Source organism: Gaetbulibacter sp. M240, from assembly GCF_043876815.1.
In the GTDB taxonomy this organism is placed as follows: domain Bacteria; phylum Bacteroidota; class Bacteroidia; order Flavobacteriales; family Flavobacteriaceae; genus Gaetbulibacter_A.
Genome location: NZ_JBAWKA010000001.1, coordinates 936,363 through 950,665, shown reverse-complemented (window position 1 = coordinate 950,665; position 14,303 = coordinate 936,363). Strand labels below are relative to the sequence as shown.

Annotated in this window: 13 protein-coding genes; 7 read left to right on the top strand and 6 right to left on the bottom strand. The window is 37.7% G+C overall.

Annotated features, from left to right (window positions below):
• Positions 1-3 precede the first annotated feature (3 nt).
• The 5 genes from V8G61_RS04240 (at position 4) to V8G61_RS04220 (ending at position 6,338) form a co-directional block, all read left to right on the top strand.
• Positions 4-1,296, top strand: a complete 1,293-nt coding sequence (locus tag V8G61_RS04240) for an amidohydrolase family protein (protein WP_394874197.1) — start codon at positions 4-6, stop codon at positions 1,294-1,296.
• 75 nt (positions 1,297-1,371) lie between these two features.
• Positions 1,372-2,166 (top strand): TrmH family RNA methyltransferase, encoded by a 795-nt coding sequence (locus tag V8G61_RS04235; protein ID WP_394874195.1) that lies wholly within the window; start codon positions 1,372-1,374, stop codon positions 2,164-2,166.
• A gap of 32 nt (positions 2,167-2,198) precedes the next feature.
• Positions 2,199-3,431 carry a M48 family metallopeptidase gene (locus V8G61_RS04230; RefSeq protein ID WP_394874194.1) on the top strand — a complete coding sequence of 411 codons (1,233 nt, stop codon included), beginning with the start codon at positions 2,199-2,201 and terminating at the stop codon, positions 3,429-3,431.
• 253 nt (positions 3,432-3,684) lie between these two features.
• Positions 3,685-5,463: a DEAD/DEAH box helicase gene (locus V8G61_RS04225; RefSeq protein ID WP_394874193.1), complete on the top strand. Its 1,779-nt coding sequence runs from the start codon at positions 3,685-3,687 to the stop codon at positions 5,461-5,463.
• A 98-nt stretch (positions 5,464-5,561) separates the two neighbouring features.
• Complete coding sequence (locus V8G61_RS04220; RefSeq protein ID WP_394874191.1) at positions 5,562-6,338, top strand: carboxypeptidase-like regulatory domain-containing protein; 777 nt, start codon at positions 5,562-5,564, stop codon at positions 6,336-6,338.
• A gap of 1 nt (position 6,339) precedes the next feature.
• Here V8G61_RS04220 and V8G61_RS04215 read toward each other — a convergent pair whose 3' ends face one another.
• Together V8G61_RS04215 and V8G61_RS04210 are read right to left on the bottom strand one after the other, a co-directional pair.
• On the bottom strand, positions 6,340-7,005 hold the full coding sequence (locus V8G61_RS04215) for a TrmH family RNA methyltransferase (protein ID WP_394874190.1): 666 nt from the start codon (positions 7,003-7,005) through the stop codon (positions 6,340-6,342).
• A 286-nt stretch (positions 7,006-7,291) separates the two neighbouring features.
• A complete protein-coding gene (locus V8G61_RS04210; protein ID WP_394874189.1) occupies positions 7,292-7,783 on the bottom strand; it encodes a hypothetical protein in 492 nt (163 codons plus the stop codon).
• 338 nt (positions 7,784-8,121) lie between these two features.
• Here V8G61_RS04210 and V8G61_RS04205 point away from each other — a divergent pair, with 338 nt between their 5' ends.
• Positions 8,122-8,415 carry a Sir2 family NAD-dependent protein deacetylase gene (locus V8G61_RS04205; RefSeq protein WP_394874188.1) on the top strand — a complete coding sequence of 98 codons (294 nt, stop codon included), beginning with the start codon at positions 8,122-8,124 and terminating at the stop codon, positions 8,413-8,415.
• Positions 8,416-8,419: 4 nt separating this feature from the next.
• Here V8G61_RS04205 and V8G61_RS04200 read toward each other — a convergent pair whose 3' ends face one another.
• The 3 genes from V8G61_RS04200 to V8G61_RS04190 all read right to left on the bottom strand — a co-directional run bounded on the left by V8G61_RS04200 (position 8,420) and on the right by V8G61_RS04190 (position 11,936).
• Entirely contained in the window at positions 8,420-10,030 is a 1,611-nt protein-coding gene (locus V8G61_RS04200) for a hypothetical protein (RefSeq protein ID WP_394874187.1), read from the bottom strand.
• A 146-nt stretch (positions 10,031-10,176) separates the two neighbouring features.
• On the bottom strand, positions 10,177-11,415 hold the full coding sequence (locus V8G61_RS04195) for a glycosyltransferase (protein ID WP_394874186.1): 1,239 nt from the start codon (positions 11,413-11,415) through the stop codon (positions 10,177-10,179).
• Between the two features lie 47 nt (positions 11,416-11,462).
• Positions 11,463-11,936 (bottom strand): heme-binding domain-containing protein, encoded by a 474-nt coding sequence (locus V8G61_RS04190; protein ID WP_394874185.1) that lies wholly within the window; start codon positions 11,934-11,936, stop codon positions 11,463-11,465.
• A gap of 146 nt (positions 11,937-12,082) precedes the next feature.
• Between V8G61_RS04190 and purB the strand changes: the two genes are divergently transcribed.
• Entirely contained in the window at positions 12,083-13,426 is a 1,344-nt protein-coding gene (purB, locus tag V8G61_RS04185) for an adenylosuccinate lyase (RefSeq protein WP_394874184.1), read from the top strand.
• A 241-nt stretch (positions 13,427-13,667) separates the two neighbouring features.
• Here purB and V8G61_RS04180 read toward each other — a convergent pair whose 3' ends face one another.
• A complete protein-coding gene (locus V8G61_RS04180) occupies positions 13,668-14,210 on the bottom strand; it encodes a DUF4252 domain-containing protein (RefSeq protein WP_394874183.1) in 543 nt (180 codons plus the stop codon).
• Positions 14,211-14,303: the final 93 nt, after the last annotated feature.

The following is a 14,303-nucleotide window of genomic DNA, read 5'->3' as shown; positions in this document are numbered from 1 at the left end:
ATTATGAAAACTTTATTCACTTATATATTTACACTGTTTACCATTCTTGTGATGGCACAGCAAACCCCTGCTCCCAAACAAACAAAAACCATTGCTATTGTAGGTGCCACGACACATGTGGGAAATGGTTCTGTGGTTAATAATAGTATCATTATACTTAAAGATGGTAAAATTGATGAGATTATGGATGCCACACAAAGCACAATAGATTTTAGCGGTTTTGAGGTCATCGAGGCCAAAGGCCATGATGTGTATCCGGGATTCATTGTTCCAAACTCCACGCTTGGCCTCATTGAAATTGATGCTGTTCGAGCTTCAGACGACGATGAAGAACTCGGCCAATGGGTTCCAAACGTTCGTAGTTTGATCGCCTATAATGCTGAATCAAAAATTGTGGAATCCATGCGTCCTAATGGGGTTTTAATCGGGCAGATCACACCTCAAGGTGGACGGATTTCCGGAACCTCATCCGTAGTGCAGTTCGACGCCTGGAACTGGGAAGATGCAGCCATAAAAACAGACGATGCCATACATATGAATTGGCCGAGATCCGTAAGCTCCAGACGCGGGGTGGTTACTATAAATGAAAAATATAGTGAAGAGATTGAGGCTATTAAGAGTTATTTTGATAATGCTAAAGCTTACAACCAGGGAAATAAGCCCACCACGAATTTACCTTTTGAAGCTTTAGAAGGTGTTTTTAAAGGCACTAAAAAGTTATTTATTCATGTAGAAGATGAAAAAGGGATTCGTGATGCCGTTGGATTTTCTAAATCCCAAGGCATAGACAAACTTGTAATCGTTGATGCTCAGGAAGCATACAAAACCTTAGAGCTACTAAAAAAGAATGATATTCCTGTAGTTTTAAGTCGTGTTCACAGTTTACCGGAGCATGAGGACGATGATTACGACAGACCTTTCAAAAATGCCAAGATTCTTACCGACTACGGTATTACTGTTGCTTTGGAAGTGGCAGGAGCTGGAAGAATGGAACGTATGCAATCTAGAAATCTTCCATTTTATGCCGGCACCACGGTATCGCGTGGTTTAACAAAAGAGCAAGCTTTACAGCTTATCACCTTAAACCCTGCGAAAATTTTGGGTATCGATGATCAATACGGAACCCTGGAGGCTGGAAAAAGTGCCACACTATTTATTTCTAAAGGAGATGCCCTAGATATGAGAACCAATCAGATAACCCATGCCTTTATTGATGGCAGACTTATTAGTTTAGAAACGCATCAAACGGAACTTTGGAAACGATATTCCAAAAAGTACAAGAAACAATCCTTATAAGAAAAAGCGAGCCTCAGAGCTCGCTTTTTTTAATTAAAAGGCCATATTAAATATGTATTTTTGTAGCGTATGGAAATGAAACTCATCAGCAGCACACAAAACAGCTACATCAAACAACTAGTGCAGCTTCGCGATAAATCAAGGGAGCGCGAAAAAAAGGGGCTTTTTTTAATAGAAGGCCAGCGAGAGCTAGGTTTGGCCTTAAAAGGAGGCTACTCTTTAGAGAAGGTGTTATTTTGCCCTGATATTGTCTCTCTGGAGACCTTGACCACCTTTATACCTGTAATGGTAGAGATCATCGAGATTTCCTCCGAAGTCTACCGAAAACTAGCCTATCGGGATTCTACTGAAGGTCTGATCGCTGTAGCGAACTCTAAAGAACTCGAGATCGAGGATCTTGAATTAATTACTGAAAACCCATTGATTTTAGTAGCTGAAGCTACTGAAAAGCCGGGAAATATCGGCGCGCTTTTGAGAACAGCTGATGCCGCGGGTGTTGATGCGGTGATCATTGCTAATCCGAAGACCGATATGTATAATCCCAACATCATAAGATCTAGTGTGGGCGGTTTGTTTACAAACAACATTGCCACAGGAAGTACAGAGAATATTATTAGTTTTTTAAAAGCGCAGAATATCTCTATTTACTGTGCGGCGCTTCAAGCCTCAAAGTCTTATGATTCGCAAAACTTTTTAAACCCCAGTGCTATTGTAGTGGGTACCGAAGCGACCGGTTTAAGTGAAGCCTGGTTAAAAGCATCATCCCAAAATATTATTATTCCCATGCAGGGCGAAATAGACTCAATGAACGTGTCTGTTGCCGCAGGAATTCTTATTTTTGAAGCCAGAAGACAACGTGGATTTCAATGATTTAAATCCAGAACTAAATAAGACCTCACTCTATGACAGCAGAAATACTTTTTTACTTCATTATCGGTTTTATACTCATCAATTTTACATTAGATAAAATTCTTGATGCCCTAAATGCCAAACATTTTAATGATGCCTTGCCGGAACCGATTCAAGATGTTTATGAAGAAGAAGATTATAAAAAATCGCAGCAATACAAGGCGGTCCGTTACCGCTTTGGACTTATCAGTTCTACTTTTTCATTGGTCGTAACTATAGCTTTCTTACTTCTTGATGGCTTTGAATTTGTCGATAATATAGCCCGAAGTTTCACCGATAACCCGATTGGGATTGCTCTCGTATTTTTTGGAATTATTGTTATTGGCAGTGACCTGCTAAGTTTACCGTTTTCATATTACAGCACCTTTGTGATCGAGGAAAAATTTGGTTTCAATAAAACCACCTTAAAAGTTTTTATTCTGGATAAGATAAAAGGTTTGTTCTTGATGGCTGTTGTAGGTGGAGGTGTTCTCGCTTTAGTGGTTTGGTTCTATCATGCCTCAGGCGAATACTTTTGGTTGTATGCATGGGGGCTCATGGCAGTTTTCACCTTGTTTATGAATATGTTCTACTCGAAACTTATTGTGCCTTTATTCAATAAACAAACGCCGCTGAATCAGGGTGATTTACGGAATAAAATTTCAGAATACGCCCAAACGGTAGGTTTTAAACTGGATAAAATTTTTGTGATCGATGGCTCAAAACGAAGTACTAAGGCCAATGCATATTTTTCGGGTTTTGGAAAAGAAAAACGAGTAACCCTTTATGACACCTTGATTAACGATCTGGAGGAAGAGGAAATTGTTGCCGTATTGGCACATGAAGTTGGGCATTACAAAAAGAAGCATATTATTTTTAATTTGGTAGCCTCCATCCTACTCACCGGTTTGACGCTTTTTGTTTTATCGCTGTGTATTTCCAATCCTATTTTATCGGAAGCGTTGGGCGTCGCTATTCCAAGCTTTCATATTGGATTGATCGCTTTTGTATTGCTTTACACACCAATCTCTGCTTTCACCGGATTGATTATGAACTTATTTTCGAGAGCCTTTGAATACCAGGCGGATAATTTTGCTAAAAACACCTATAAACCGGAACCGTTAATTAAAGCTTTAAAAACTTTATCGAAAAAAAGTTTGAGTAATTTAACGCCGCATCCGGCGTATGTCTTTGTGCATTACTCGCATCCTACATTATTACAACGCATCAAGAATTTACGATCCTAAATTTGCGTTAACGATTGAGCGCTTGTTGGATATCTTTGTTTATAAAACAAAAACGACGCGTGAAAGCGTGTTAAAACGCCCAAAAAATGAAGAAAAACCTTTTTCGATTAATCTGCTTTAATCTGAAATAATAGTGTATCTTTGCCGCTTTAAATTCCTCAGGGTGAGGATGTGTTGCGGGAAGTTTTAGGTTTAAGTATGTCGATTCGCTTCTTTGGTAACACCAATAACATAATCGATTACTTAATTACGAATGAACACATTCCAAGATTTAGGTCTCAATGATGACCTATTACAGGCTATTACTGATTTAGGGTTTACAGAACCCAGTGAAGTACAACAAAAAGCCATCCCTATTTTACTTAAAACAGAAACTGACCTTGTGGCTCTGGCCCAAACCGGAACAGGTAAAACGGCAGCCTTTGGATTTCCTATGCTGCAAAAAATAGCTATTGAAAGTCGCACGACACAAGGCCTTATTTTATCTCCAACACGTGAACTTTGTCTACAAATTACGAACGAAATAAACCTTTACGGCAAGTACTGCAAAGGTCTGAATGTTGTTGCTATTTATGGTGGTGCGAGCATTACCGATCAAGCGAAAGACGTGAAACGTGGCGCTCAGATTATTGTGGCTACACCCGGGCGTATGAAGGATATGATCAGTCGTCGTTTGGTAGATATTTCAAAAATTGAATATGCTGTTTTAGATGAAGCCGACGAGATGTTGAATATGGGCTTCAAGGAAGATATTACAGAAATTCTTTCACACACGCCAAAGGATAAAAATACCTGGTTATTTAGTGCCACGATGCCGAAAGAAGTGGCCTCGATCGCCAAGAATTTTATGCGCAAGCCGCAAGAAATTACCGTTGGTAATAAAAATGAAAGTACAAATACGGTTTCGCATGAGTATTATATGGTTAATGCTCGCGACCGTTATCAGGCTTTGAAACGATTAGCAGATGCTAATCCGGAAATTTTCTCTGTGATTTTTTGTCGCACGAAACGTGACACTCAAAAGGTTGCCGAACGTTTGATTGAAGACGGTTATAGCGCCGGTGCATTGCATGGCGACCTGAGTCAAAATCAGCGGGATCTGGTAATGAATTCTTTTAGAAAAAAGCAAATTCAAATGCTGGTAGCTACCGATGTAGCAGCCCGAGGTATTGATGTAGATGATATCACGCACGTTATTAATTACCAGTTACCAGATGAAATTGAAACCTATACGCATCGTTCGGGACGTACTGGACGTGCAGGTAAAACCGGAGTTTCAATGGTGATCGTTTCCAAAAGTGAAGTGCGTAAAATAAAAAGTATTGAGCGTATTATTAAAAAGGAATTCGAGAGAAAAGATATTCCAGACGGTATGGAAATTTGTGAGGTACAGTTAATGTCTTTGGCCAATAAGGTTCACAAAACAGATATCAACCATGGTATCGATCAGTATTTGGAACAATTGAATAGCTTATTCGATGATACCACGAAAGAAGAATTGATCAAAAAATTCTTTTCGGTTGAATTTACCCGCTTTTTCAACTATTATAATAAATCACATGATCTGAATGTTTCTGAGAGTTCTTTTGACCCAAATGAAAGTAAAGATTTTGGTGGCCCTTCAGATTCTGTACGTTACTTTATAAATGTTGGAAAAAAAGATGGTTACGACTGGATGAAGTTGAAAGACTTTTTACGTGACGTACTTGAACTGGGACAAGATGATATATTTAAAGCGGAGGTTAAAGACAGTTTTTCCTTTTTTAATACGGAGCCGCAATTTAAAGATAAAGTATTGTCGTTTTTTACCGATTTTAAACATGACGGACGATTTGTAAATGTTGAAGTATCTGAAAATCGCGGTGGCGGAAAGCGCCGTGGGGACAAGAAACGTTCCGGAAAACGCCGTAGTGGTGGTGATTTTCAAGGCAAAGACCGAGGGGATCGCCGTAGTTCAGGAGGTAAATCGAAATCTCGAAGATCTTCAGGTAGCAGCGTAGCAGCGTCCAGACCACGACGTTCACGCCGATGAACCAGATAAATCTGTTAATTTTAAGTCAAAATAAAATCATTACACTAGCGTTTTGTCTTTAGTTTAGTACTTTTATAAAAAAATTCAGATTACCCTCTATGTTAAAACAGTTCCTACTTTTCCTTTTTATAACCAGTGCTTTTGTGCTTCATGCTCAGGAGCCCACTTATGTAAAAGGAAAAGTTTTAGATGCCTCAAATGATAAGCCTCTCGAGTCTGTAAATATTGTGAATCTGAATCAGGTGGTAGGAACTTCGACCGATAGTTCTGGTGCCTTCGAAATTAAGGCTCAGGTGAATGATACCCTTCATTTTTCTTATTTAGGCTTTAAATCCATTAGGGTTCGCGTAACAAACGACTGGATAAAATTCGGAAATGCAGATATTAAATTAACTGAATTGGCCCTCGCATTAGAACAAGTTGTGGTTAATCAGTTGAACCTGACAGGGTATCTGGAAGTCGATATAAATCAGGTGCCTGAACCGAATGTGAATTACCGTTATAGTATTTCCGGATTATCAAGTACGGGTTACGAAGCAGACAAACCCGGAACCATTTCTAAAATTGTTGGTGCTATTTTTAACCCTGCAGATTTTTTACATCGCATGTTTGGTAAAAAATCAAACGAATTGCGAAAATTGAGAAAGATGAAGGAGGATGATGAAATAAGAAACCTACTTGCTTCCCGTTTTGATCGGGAGACCTTGATGGCGCTATTGAACATAAGTCGTGTAGATCTGGACGAAATTGTAGCCCAATGTAACTACTCTAAAGGGTTTATCGAATCTGCTAATGACCTTCAAATACTTGACGCTATTAGTGAATGCTACGAAGAATATAAATTATTGAGCCGTGGCCGTAGCGGAAAGTTATAGTTTAAGTACCTCCATTTTTTTTCTGATAGTTTTCCACGATTGTATCAAATTTTTTAATCGTTTTTTTAATCCAAGTAAATCGAAGCGCATCCTGCTCCTCTGGACTAAGTTGCCAGGATATATTGGATTGTTTCAGTTTTGAGGTTACATGCTGTAAAATTATAGCTGCCGAGACAGAGATGTTCAGGCTTTCGGTAAATCCGGCCATAGGAATTTTGAGAAAAGTATCTGCCTGATCTAAAACCTCTTGAGATAAACCTTCAGTTTCTCTTCCAAAGAAAAAACATGATTTTTTAGACACGTCAAAATCCTGCAAAACGGTGTCATTAGTGTGTGGTGTGGTAGCAATTATTTGATAACCTTCAGTTTTTAATTGACTTATACAGTCCTTCACCGAATGATAACGCTTGATGTCTACCCATTTTTGAGCACCCATAGCAATTTCCCGATCAATTCGCTTTGAGTTTATCTCCTCAACTATATGAACTTCCTGAATTCCAAAAACATCACAGCTTCGAATCACGGCACTCGTATTATGAAGTTGATATACATCTTCCGTCGCCACTGTGAAATGTTTGGTACGTTCCACTAAAACCTTATCGAACCTGTCTTTACGACGTGTGGTTAGAAATGACTCGAGATATCGAAGCAGGTCTTGGTCTGTCATAAATATTAATTTATAGCATTTAAGTCTTGACACAAAGCAAAGGGCAGTATAATTTCGTAACTCACTTCATCAAAATGCATTTCCTCTTTGAAAAAGTATTTTCATTATAATTATGTTTATTACCAACTTTATGAATTATAAATTTTGAAATGCTTGCGCTTTTACGTTTAATCATCTTGTAAAATATATTGCATTTTGAAATGCAATAGTAGTCATTTCAGTAGAAAAACGAAATAAAAAAACCGAAGAGTTTAATCTTCGGTTTTTAAAAATATATTAAATAGAGTTAATACTCTAGTCCAAAATAATCCATGGCCTCCTTGTAAGACATGTGACTCAGGCCCTCACTTGCCATACCAGCTGGTGTACCTGCAACTAAAACAAAACGAATCCTAAGATTACTTTGTGTGAAAGTAGCTTTTAAAGTGGCTTGACCCACTTCAATTCTGTCAATTTCTAAAATAGTATTGCCGCCACTGCTTAAAGGAAGCACTTCCCAGTAGGCATTACTTCCTACGGTAGCATAAGCATAGACTATACCATTATCGTAAATATCTTGTGTAAGCTCTGGAATGTTAAATACATTATTACCTACACTAATCGTTTGGTTTTCAAAAAGTACCGAGATAACATTGGCATTACCATCCTTACCATCAACTCCAGGAATGCCCTGCTCTCCTTGGGGTCCTCGTTCTCCATCTTCTGTTGAACAGGAAAAGCTAAAAGCGATTAATAATGCCAATACTAAATACTTCATTTTAAATAATAAATTGTTCATTGTTTTCATTTTAAGATATTAATAAGTTTACTTACTGTTTAATGTTCTTTAATACGAAAGGTTAACAAACAACTTAATAAAAAAGGATCATCCTCTGTTGTCTATATTGCAATATATCTTTATATCTCAGTTAATTAATGCTTCATTTCGTTATTCTCGAAGTTTTTAAAGACAGGACGTATCCTTAAACTATATAACAACCAACCCATGGTTGACAATTAGGAGCTACTCTATTTGTTATTACTTTAATCATTAGAGAATACCATAAATGGATAAATAAAACATTAGCAGCATTTTTCAATCCAAATGACATAAAAGAATGGCGAAAAGATCTGAAATTGGGAGATTACTGCGACAAGGGACATCAATTGCACCCTCATGTCGTATGGTTTGGAGAAGAAGTTCCCATGATACGAAAAGCCATGAGCATTTGCCAGATGGCAGATATTTTAATGATTGTTGGAACATCGATGCAGGTATACCCGGCTGCCAGCCTGATCCATTATATTAAGGAACAGGCACCAGTATATTTTATAGACCCCAACCCTAATATTAGTGGTCACTCGCGGGTGACCGTTATCCCTGAACCGGCAACTAGCGGTATAGAAAAGGTGATATCGCGATTTCTATAAGGCTTTATTCATAGCAACCGGGTGGATTCGTATCAGAATACATTAATGTCCAGGCAGTCTTGTAGCCAATTTTATGGGCCTGCCAGTTCTTCCAATCCAAACTATTCTGATCTGACGGTTCCGGCCCAACGGCGCAATCATTAGTTAATAGTGTATATAAATAACCACCTATAGCCTTGTTAAGCACCTCATTCAAATGCCAGGAGTCACTATAAGCAGATAAGGTTGGTATAGCTTCTTTTATTTCCGCCCACAAAGTTCTGATAGGGATTGCTCGACCAAGAGGTAACTCACCGTTGCGAACCATGTACAAAGCGGTTCCTAGGTCCGTTCCGTTTTCATTCTGAAACCCTCTAAAATCTATTCCATACAACATGGAAGTTTCTCCATGGTTCGAATGGTCCTGCATGGGAAATCCAACTGAAAAATCAAATTTTGACGGATCTAATTTGTAGCGCTTATCCGCTTCAAAATTGGTATTAGCTCGGCCATAATTAAAATTAATTGGTGGATCACCATTCAACACAAGCTGTTTTCCCGCTTTTCCCACAACCCAAGTTAAACCTCTTAGAATACCGCGTTCTGTGCTTGTTCCAGTATGGTTATAATTTAAAACGGCGTCCGTAATGTCACAGTTTTTAAAAGGCGATGAAAGAGAAGGCTTACCCGTAAAATGATCATTTGAAGCCGCTGTTATCACAGTATTCATTGCGACATTGGCAATCTCATCATCATACATGTAATCCGATTGGGTAGCACTTTTGTTCGTTATTTGAGAATAAATGGCAGATGCGGTTACATAGGCCCCATTGGGAGAAGGATAACCAGAACCTGAATTGTCTTTTTTGCCTGATGGCAGGGCTTCCCAGGCTAAACCTGCCGGAACAACCTGAACAGGAACATGAGCTCCAGCCGCAGCCCTATAGGTAAATTCTTCAAAATGAGTTATGGTACTGGCGCTAGAATTAGGCCACATCATCACTAAAAGTGTTTTAGCAGTGCCTGCGTTAATTTTCGAAGCTAGTTTATTAACTCCAAGTGAAAAATAACCTGGAATATTTTGTACAATATAGGGGTCTGCAGTAATAATGACATAATCCCAGTCCGTATCACCTTGACCTGATAAATTATTAAGTCGGGCCGTTTTACCCTCCGGCCAGTGGTAAAATTGAGTCAAAGAATGACGGAAATGAGTATAGGTGTATTCCGTTCCTTGGCCACCAAGACCAACAACAATATCTTTGGAAGTGTAAATATCCTGAGTTGCAATTTTGATATTCAAGGAAACTGAAGGGTCAGCGGTAAAAATTTTATTCAATTCGTTACTTAGTTCTGATATTCTATAGGGATCGGTACTACTATTGATGGATTTGCTGGAGCCGAGAATTAAGATATTCAATACTCCATCGTTGTTCACGTCAATATTTGCAGCGTTCTGATCTGGCGAATTAGGTGATGGCTCGGTGGGGGCTTCCTGTTCTTGATTTTCTGTATTACTATCGGCTGTCACAGCTTCCTTACTGCATCCTTGTAGCATAAAAAAGTAAAAGATTAAAAACAAAATAACATAAATAGAGAGATAAACGTCTGAGGGAGTTCGATGGATTTTTTTCATGGTTAAGTTAATAGTGGTTAAAGGATAAAACAGCTAGCTGAATTATCGAATTAATTGATTTGGGTTGAATCAAATATGGTAATAAAAATTAACTTTTTAAAATTTAAAAGCTATAAAGCACTATAATATAACCCTTTATCGATGTTTTAAGATGGCCTATTTTTTTCTTCGATCCATTTACTAAGGTATTTTGTGCTTTGTAGTTGATGATGCTGCAGCATTTGTCCCGTAAAATTTTGTTCTCGGTTTTGCCCTAAATTTTGACAAATGTCCTCGAGTTTCGTGGAAAATAAATCATAGAATTTCACCTTATTAAACCGTTCATTCAAAATTTCAAATCCAAATCGGTGCTTTTCCTCCCAAACTGAAGCATCTGAATACAATTGAATAGCTTTTTTCGCAAATTGTTCAGGATTATCTACAACACATCCATTTGGTTCTAAAGGCCCAAAAATACCTTCGGCAGCAATAGAATTCATAATGCAGGGTGTCCCTGCCTGCAAAGCATCGACTATTTTTCCTTTTAATCCTGCTCCAAAAGGTAATGGAGCTAGGCATATCCTGGCCTGTTTCATAACATCCAGGGCATCATTAGCAAAGCCTTTAATTAAAAACCCTTGCTTTTCATTGTGAAGTTGACTTACCTTTTGTGAACTATACGCTCCATATATGTGCAGCTGGGCTTCCGGTAAAGCTGCATTAATTATGGGCCATATTTTTTTCTTTAGAAAAAGGACACCCTGATAATTTGGTTCGTGCAAAAAATTACCAATAGTTATAAAATGTTCTCTTTGATTGAACTTGGGCAAGGCTTTTATTTGCACTTCGGTAATCGCCTCCAACATGAAAGGTAAATAAAATAGCAGGTTCTGATCTACTTTAAAGTAAGTTTGCAGAAGTTCCATTTCGGACTCAGAAATTATTAAACTAAGATCACTTCTGTAAATACTCGCTATTTCACGTTTTGCAACTTCATTGAGTAAAAATGAAGAATTCCAGGAGTTTCCAGATCTAAAAGCTAATTCCCGGGCTTTCCGTAAACCGTGTAAGTCTTCCGTATCCAATATCCGTATTGCATCAGGACAGTTTTCTGCTACCCGCCAACCGAATTGCTCCTCAGTCATAAACCTATCAAATAATACAACGTCCGGTTGTAAAGTCTTTATAAATTCATCGAAAGATGGTTTATTTAATTCAATAGTCTTAGGGACAACATCGAGTTTTTCCAGTTGAAAAGACCTATCTGTTCTAGTACTGCTTGAAGCGAAGGTAATTTGATAGCCCTCTTCCTTAAAAAAATGAATCAACTGCATCATACGACTCCCCGCTGCAGAGCTTTTCGGCTCCGGCCATACAAAGCCAATGATAAGTAGCGTTCTATTCATAAGGAACCTTCCCGGATAGCCATTGAGGATTTAAAAACAGCTCTGAATTATTGTGGGTTTTCGTCCATGTTATATTTCACTTGCATAAATTTCACCCAGTCTGTAACAGCAACCACCTGATCAGATGTAAGTTTCGCATGTGGATGTAGCCAAAGATAGGAGTTAAGAGGCATCCAGCCTTCTTCAACAGACTCCCCTATTTCCTCCATTTTTCTCTTTTTTCTCTTATCAGAATAACTATCCCATTCCGAAAAATTTAAATGTTCCTTAGCCTCATCAATATGATGTGCCAGATAGTAGTTTACCGGAGTAATATTATTATATACTGGATATTTGGTGTAATTGGAATGGCAATCAAAGCAAGATTCTTTTAAAACCAATTTTACAGTTTCAGAAGGATTTGTTTCTTCAAAAAAGGCATTTACTTTTGTTTGATCGCCTTGATTCTTTTTCGGGCCAAAAAATTGAGCCACGATTACTAGTGCTAAAATAGTGTATAAAATTTTTTTTGTTCTAGACATGTGTATTTTAATATTAGAGATTCATAGTAAAAAATTAAATCTAAGATAACTATTTTAAGCTATAAGCCCAGTAATAAAAATTCATATTTTGATATTCGGTATTCGCTTTACAAATACCTATCTTTGCCTTTTCAAAATTTAAAAGCATGTCACTGTCAGCATTAAATGCTATTTCGCCAATCGATGGAAGATATCGCTCAAAAGTGAGCGAATTAGCAGGATTTTTCTCGGAAGAAGCCCTGATTAAATACCGAGTATTGGTTGAGATCGAATATTTTATCGCTTTATGTAAAATCCCACTGCCACAACTTCAAGGGATTGATAAAAGTAGTTTTGGTCCCCTTAGAGAAATCTATCAAAATTTTTCTTCTGAGGATGCTGAAAAAATCAAATCGATTGAAAAAATTACCAATCATGACGTTAAAGCCGTTGAATATTTTATTAAAGAAAAATTTGATGCATTGAACCTCAATGATTTTAAAGAATTTATTCACTTCGGTTTAACCTCACAGGACATTAACAATACGGCTATTCCGTTAAGCCTTAAAGAGGCCATTGAAAAAGTATATTTACCTGAATTTCAAATTCTTTTAGATAGATTAAAACAATTAGTTGAGGATTGGTCAGAAATTCCTATGTTGGCCCGAACTCATGGTCAACCGGCCTCACCTACCCGCTTAGGTAAAGAATTAAATGTATTTGTGGTGCGCCTAGAAGCCCAGTTGCAACAATTGAAAGCCGTACCAAATGCGGCAAAATTTGGTGGTGCTACCGGAAATTACAATGCGCACCATGTGGCTTTTCCCGGTATGGACTGGAAAACCTTTGGAAAGGCTTTCGTGGAAAAATCACTGGGGCTACACCATTCGTTCCCTACTACACAGATTGAGCATTACGATCATATGGCCGCCTTATTTGACGCCATGAAACGGATCAATACAATTTTGATAGATCTGGACCGAGACATCTGGACTTACGTTTCGATGGATTACTTCAAACAAAAAATTAAAAAAGGAGAAGTTGGAAGTAGCGCAATGCCTCATAAAGTAAACCCCATCGATTTTGAAAATAGTGAAGGAAATTTGGGTATTGCAAATGCCTTATTTGAGCACCTATCAGCCAAATTACCGATATCCCGTTTACAACGTGATCTAACAGATAGCACCGTATTAAGAAATATAGGAGTTCCTTTTGGGCATACTTTAATCGCATTTAAATCTACCTTAAAAGGATTGAATAAATTACTTTTAAATGAAGATAAGTTTGCGCAAGATCTGGAGAATAATTGGGCGGTTGTTGCCGAAGCCATTCAAACCATATTACGACGTGAAGGATATCCAAATCCATATGAAGCGCTTAAAGGTTTAACGCGAACCAACGAAAAAATTAATCAGGTCTCTATTTCGAATTTTATCGACACGCTTGATGTTTCTGAGGATTTAAAAACTGAATTAAAAAACATTACCCCGAGCAATTATACTGGAATTTAAGTATGCTGAGTAATAAATTTACATTAGGGCTCTGTGGTTTCCTTGCAACCGGTATATTTGTTACTGGTATTCTAGGTATACTTAATAATTTTATAGTTCTCACCTGCATTTCAGTTGTTTTCATAACCATAGTGATCCAGGTGTTTTTCAATAAGAACGAATCCTCTCACAAAAAAGAGAATCAAAAAAAAAGCACCTAAAACAGGTGCTCTTTTTTTGCTATTTATAATTACTTCAATTCCTAGTTAAAGAAATTCATTATGTCTTTAATCTGACTGCCGTCCATATCTGAGTTTTGCATGGCATGCATTAGCGTCACCATTTTATCTGGATTCATGTCATTTCCAAGTAAACGAACAACAGCAAAACCCATGGCTTTCGAACTTCCAAATAACACAACCTCATCGGCGTCTTCATCAGAGCCAATATATTTCACGACCACTTTAGTCCCTTTATCGTTAAACTCCACAAGGTCCTTGTATTTGGACTGATCTAAAATAGCTTTAACCGTTTCCACTTCAGCATGATAACTATCCATATTTGATTCATCTGCCTTATAGCCCAAAAAGTTTAAGCGACTTACAGAGTTGTAGGCCTCTTTTTGTTCTTCATTAAAATTAGATTGATCGACCTTGATCATGGACAGTGGAATATCCTGAGAGATAAAATTTTTTGTTTCCTGTTTGTCTACAAAATAGGTTTGTAAACTAGCGCCTGAACTACAGCTAACTAAAGTTAAACTGAAGATGAACAGGATAATAAATGTATTGCGAATTGAACTCATGTTTGATTGGATTTTAATCAGAAACAATTTGCTAATAAGACTTGTTTATGGTTTATTAGCAAATTGAAACTGTTCATTTTTTAGTTGATGGAT

Coding starts and splice junctions, on each gene's coding strand:
- V8G61_RS04220 (WP_394874191.1), top strand. CDS start 5,562: ATGTTAAAACAGTTCCTACTTTTCCTTTTTATAACCAGTGCTTTTGTG.
- purB (WP_394874184.1), top strand. CDS start 12,083: ATGTCACTGTCAGCATTAAATGCTATTTCGCCAATCGATGGAAGATAT.
- V8G61_RS04230 (WP_394874194.1), top strand. CDS start 2,199: ATGACAGCAGAAATACTTTTTTACTTCATTATCGGTTTTATACTCATC.
- V8G61_RS04180 (WP_394874183.1), bottom strand. CDS start 14,210: ATGAGTTCAATTCGCAATACATTTATTATCCTGTTCATCTTCAGTTTA.
- V8G61_RS04195 (WP_394874186.1), bottom strand. CDS start 11,415: ATGAATAGAACGCTACTTATCATTGGCTTTGTATGGCCGGAGCCGAAA.
- V8G61_RS04240 (WP_394874197.1), top strand. CDS start 4: ATGAAAACTTTATTCACTTATATATTTACACTGTTTACCATTCTTGTG.
- V8G61_RS04215 (WP_394874190.1), bottom strand. CDS start 7,005: ATGACAGACCAAGACCTGCTTCGATATCTCGAGTCATTTCTAACCACA.
- V8G61_RS04210 (WP_394874189.1), bottom strand. CDS start 7,783: ATGAACAATTTATTATTTAAAATGAAGTATTTAGTATTGGCATTATTA.
- V8G61_RS04190 (WP_394874185.1), bottom strand. CDS start 11,936: ATGTCTAGAACAAAAAAAATTTTATACACTATTTTAGCACTAGTAATC.
- V8G61_RS04200 (WP_394874187.1), bottom strand. CDS start 10,030: ATGAAAAAAATCCATCGAACTCCCTCAGACGTTTATCTCTCTATTTAT.
- V8G61_RS04225 (WP_394874193.1), top strand. CDS start 3,685: ATGAACACATTCCAAGATTTAGGTCTCAATGATGACCTATTACAGGCT.
- V8G61_RS04235 (WP_394874195.1), top strand. CDS start 1,372: ATGAAACTCATCAGCAGCACACAAAACAGCTACATCAAACAACTAGTG.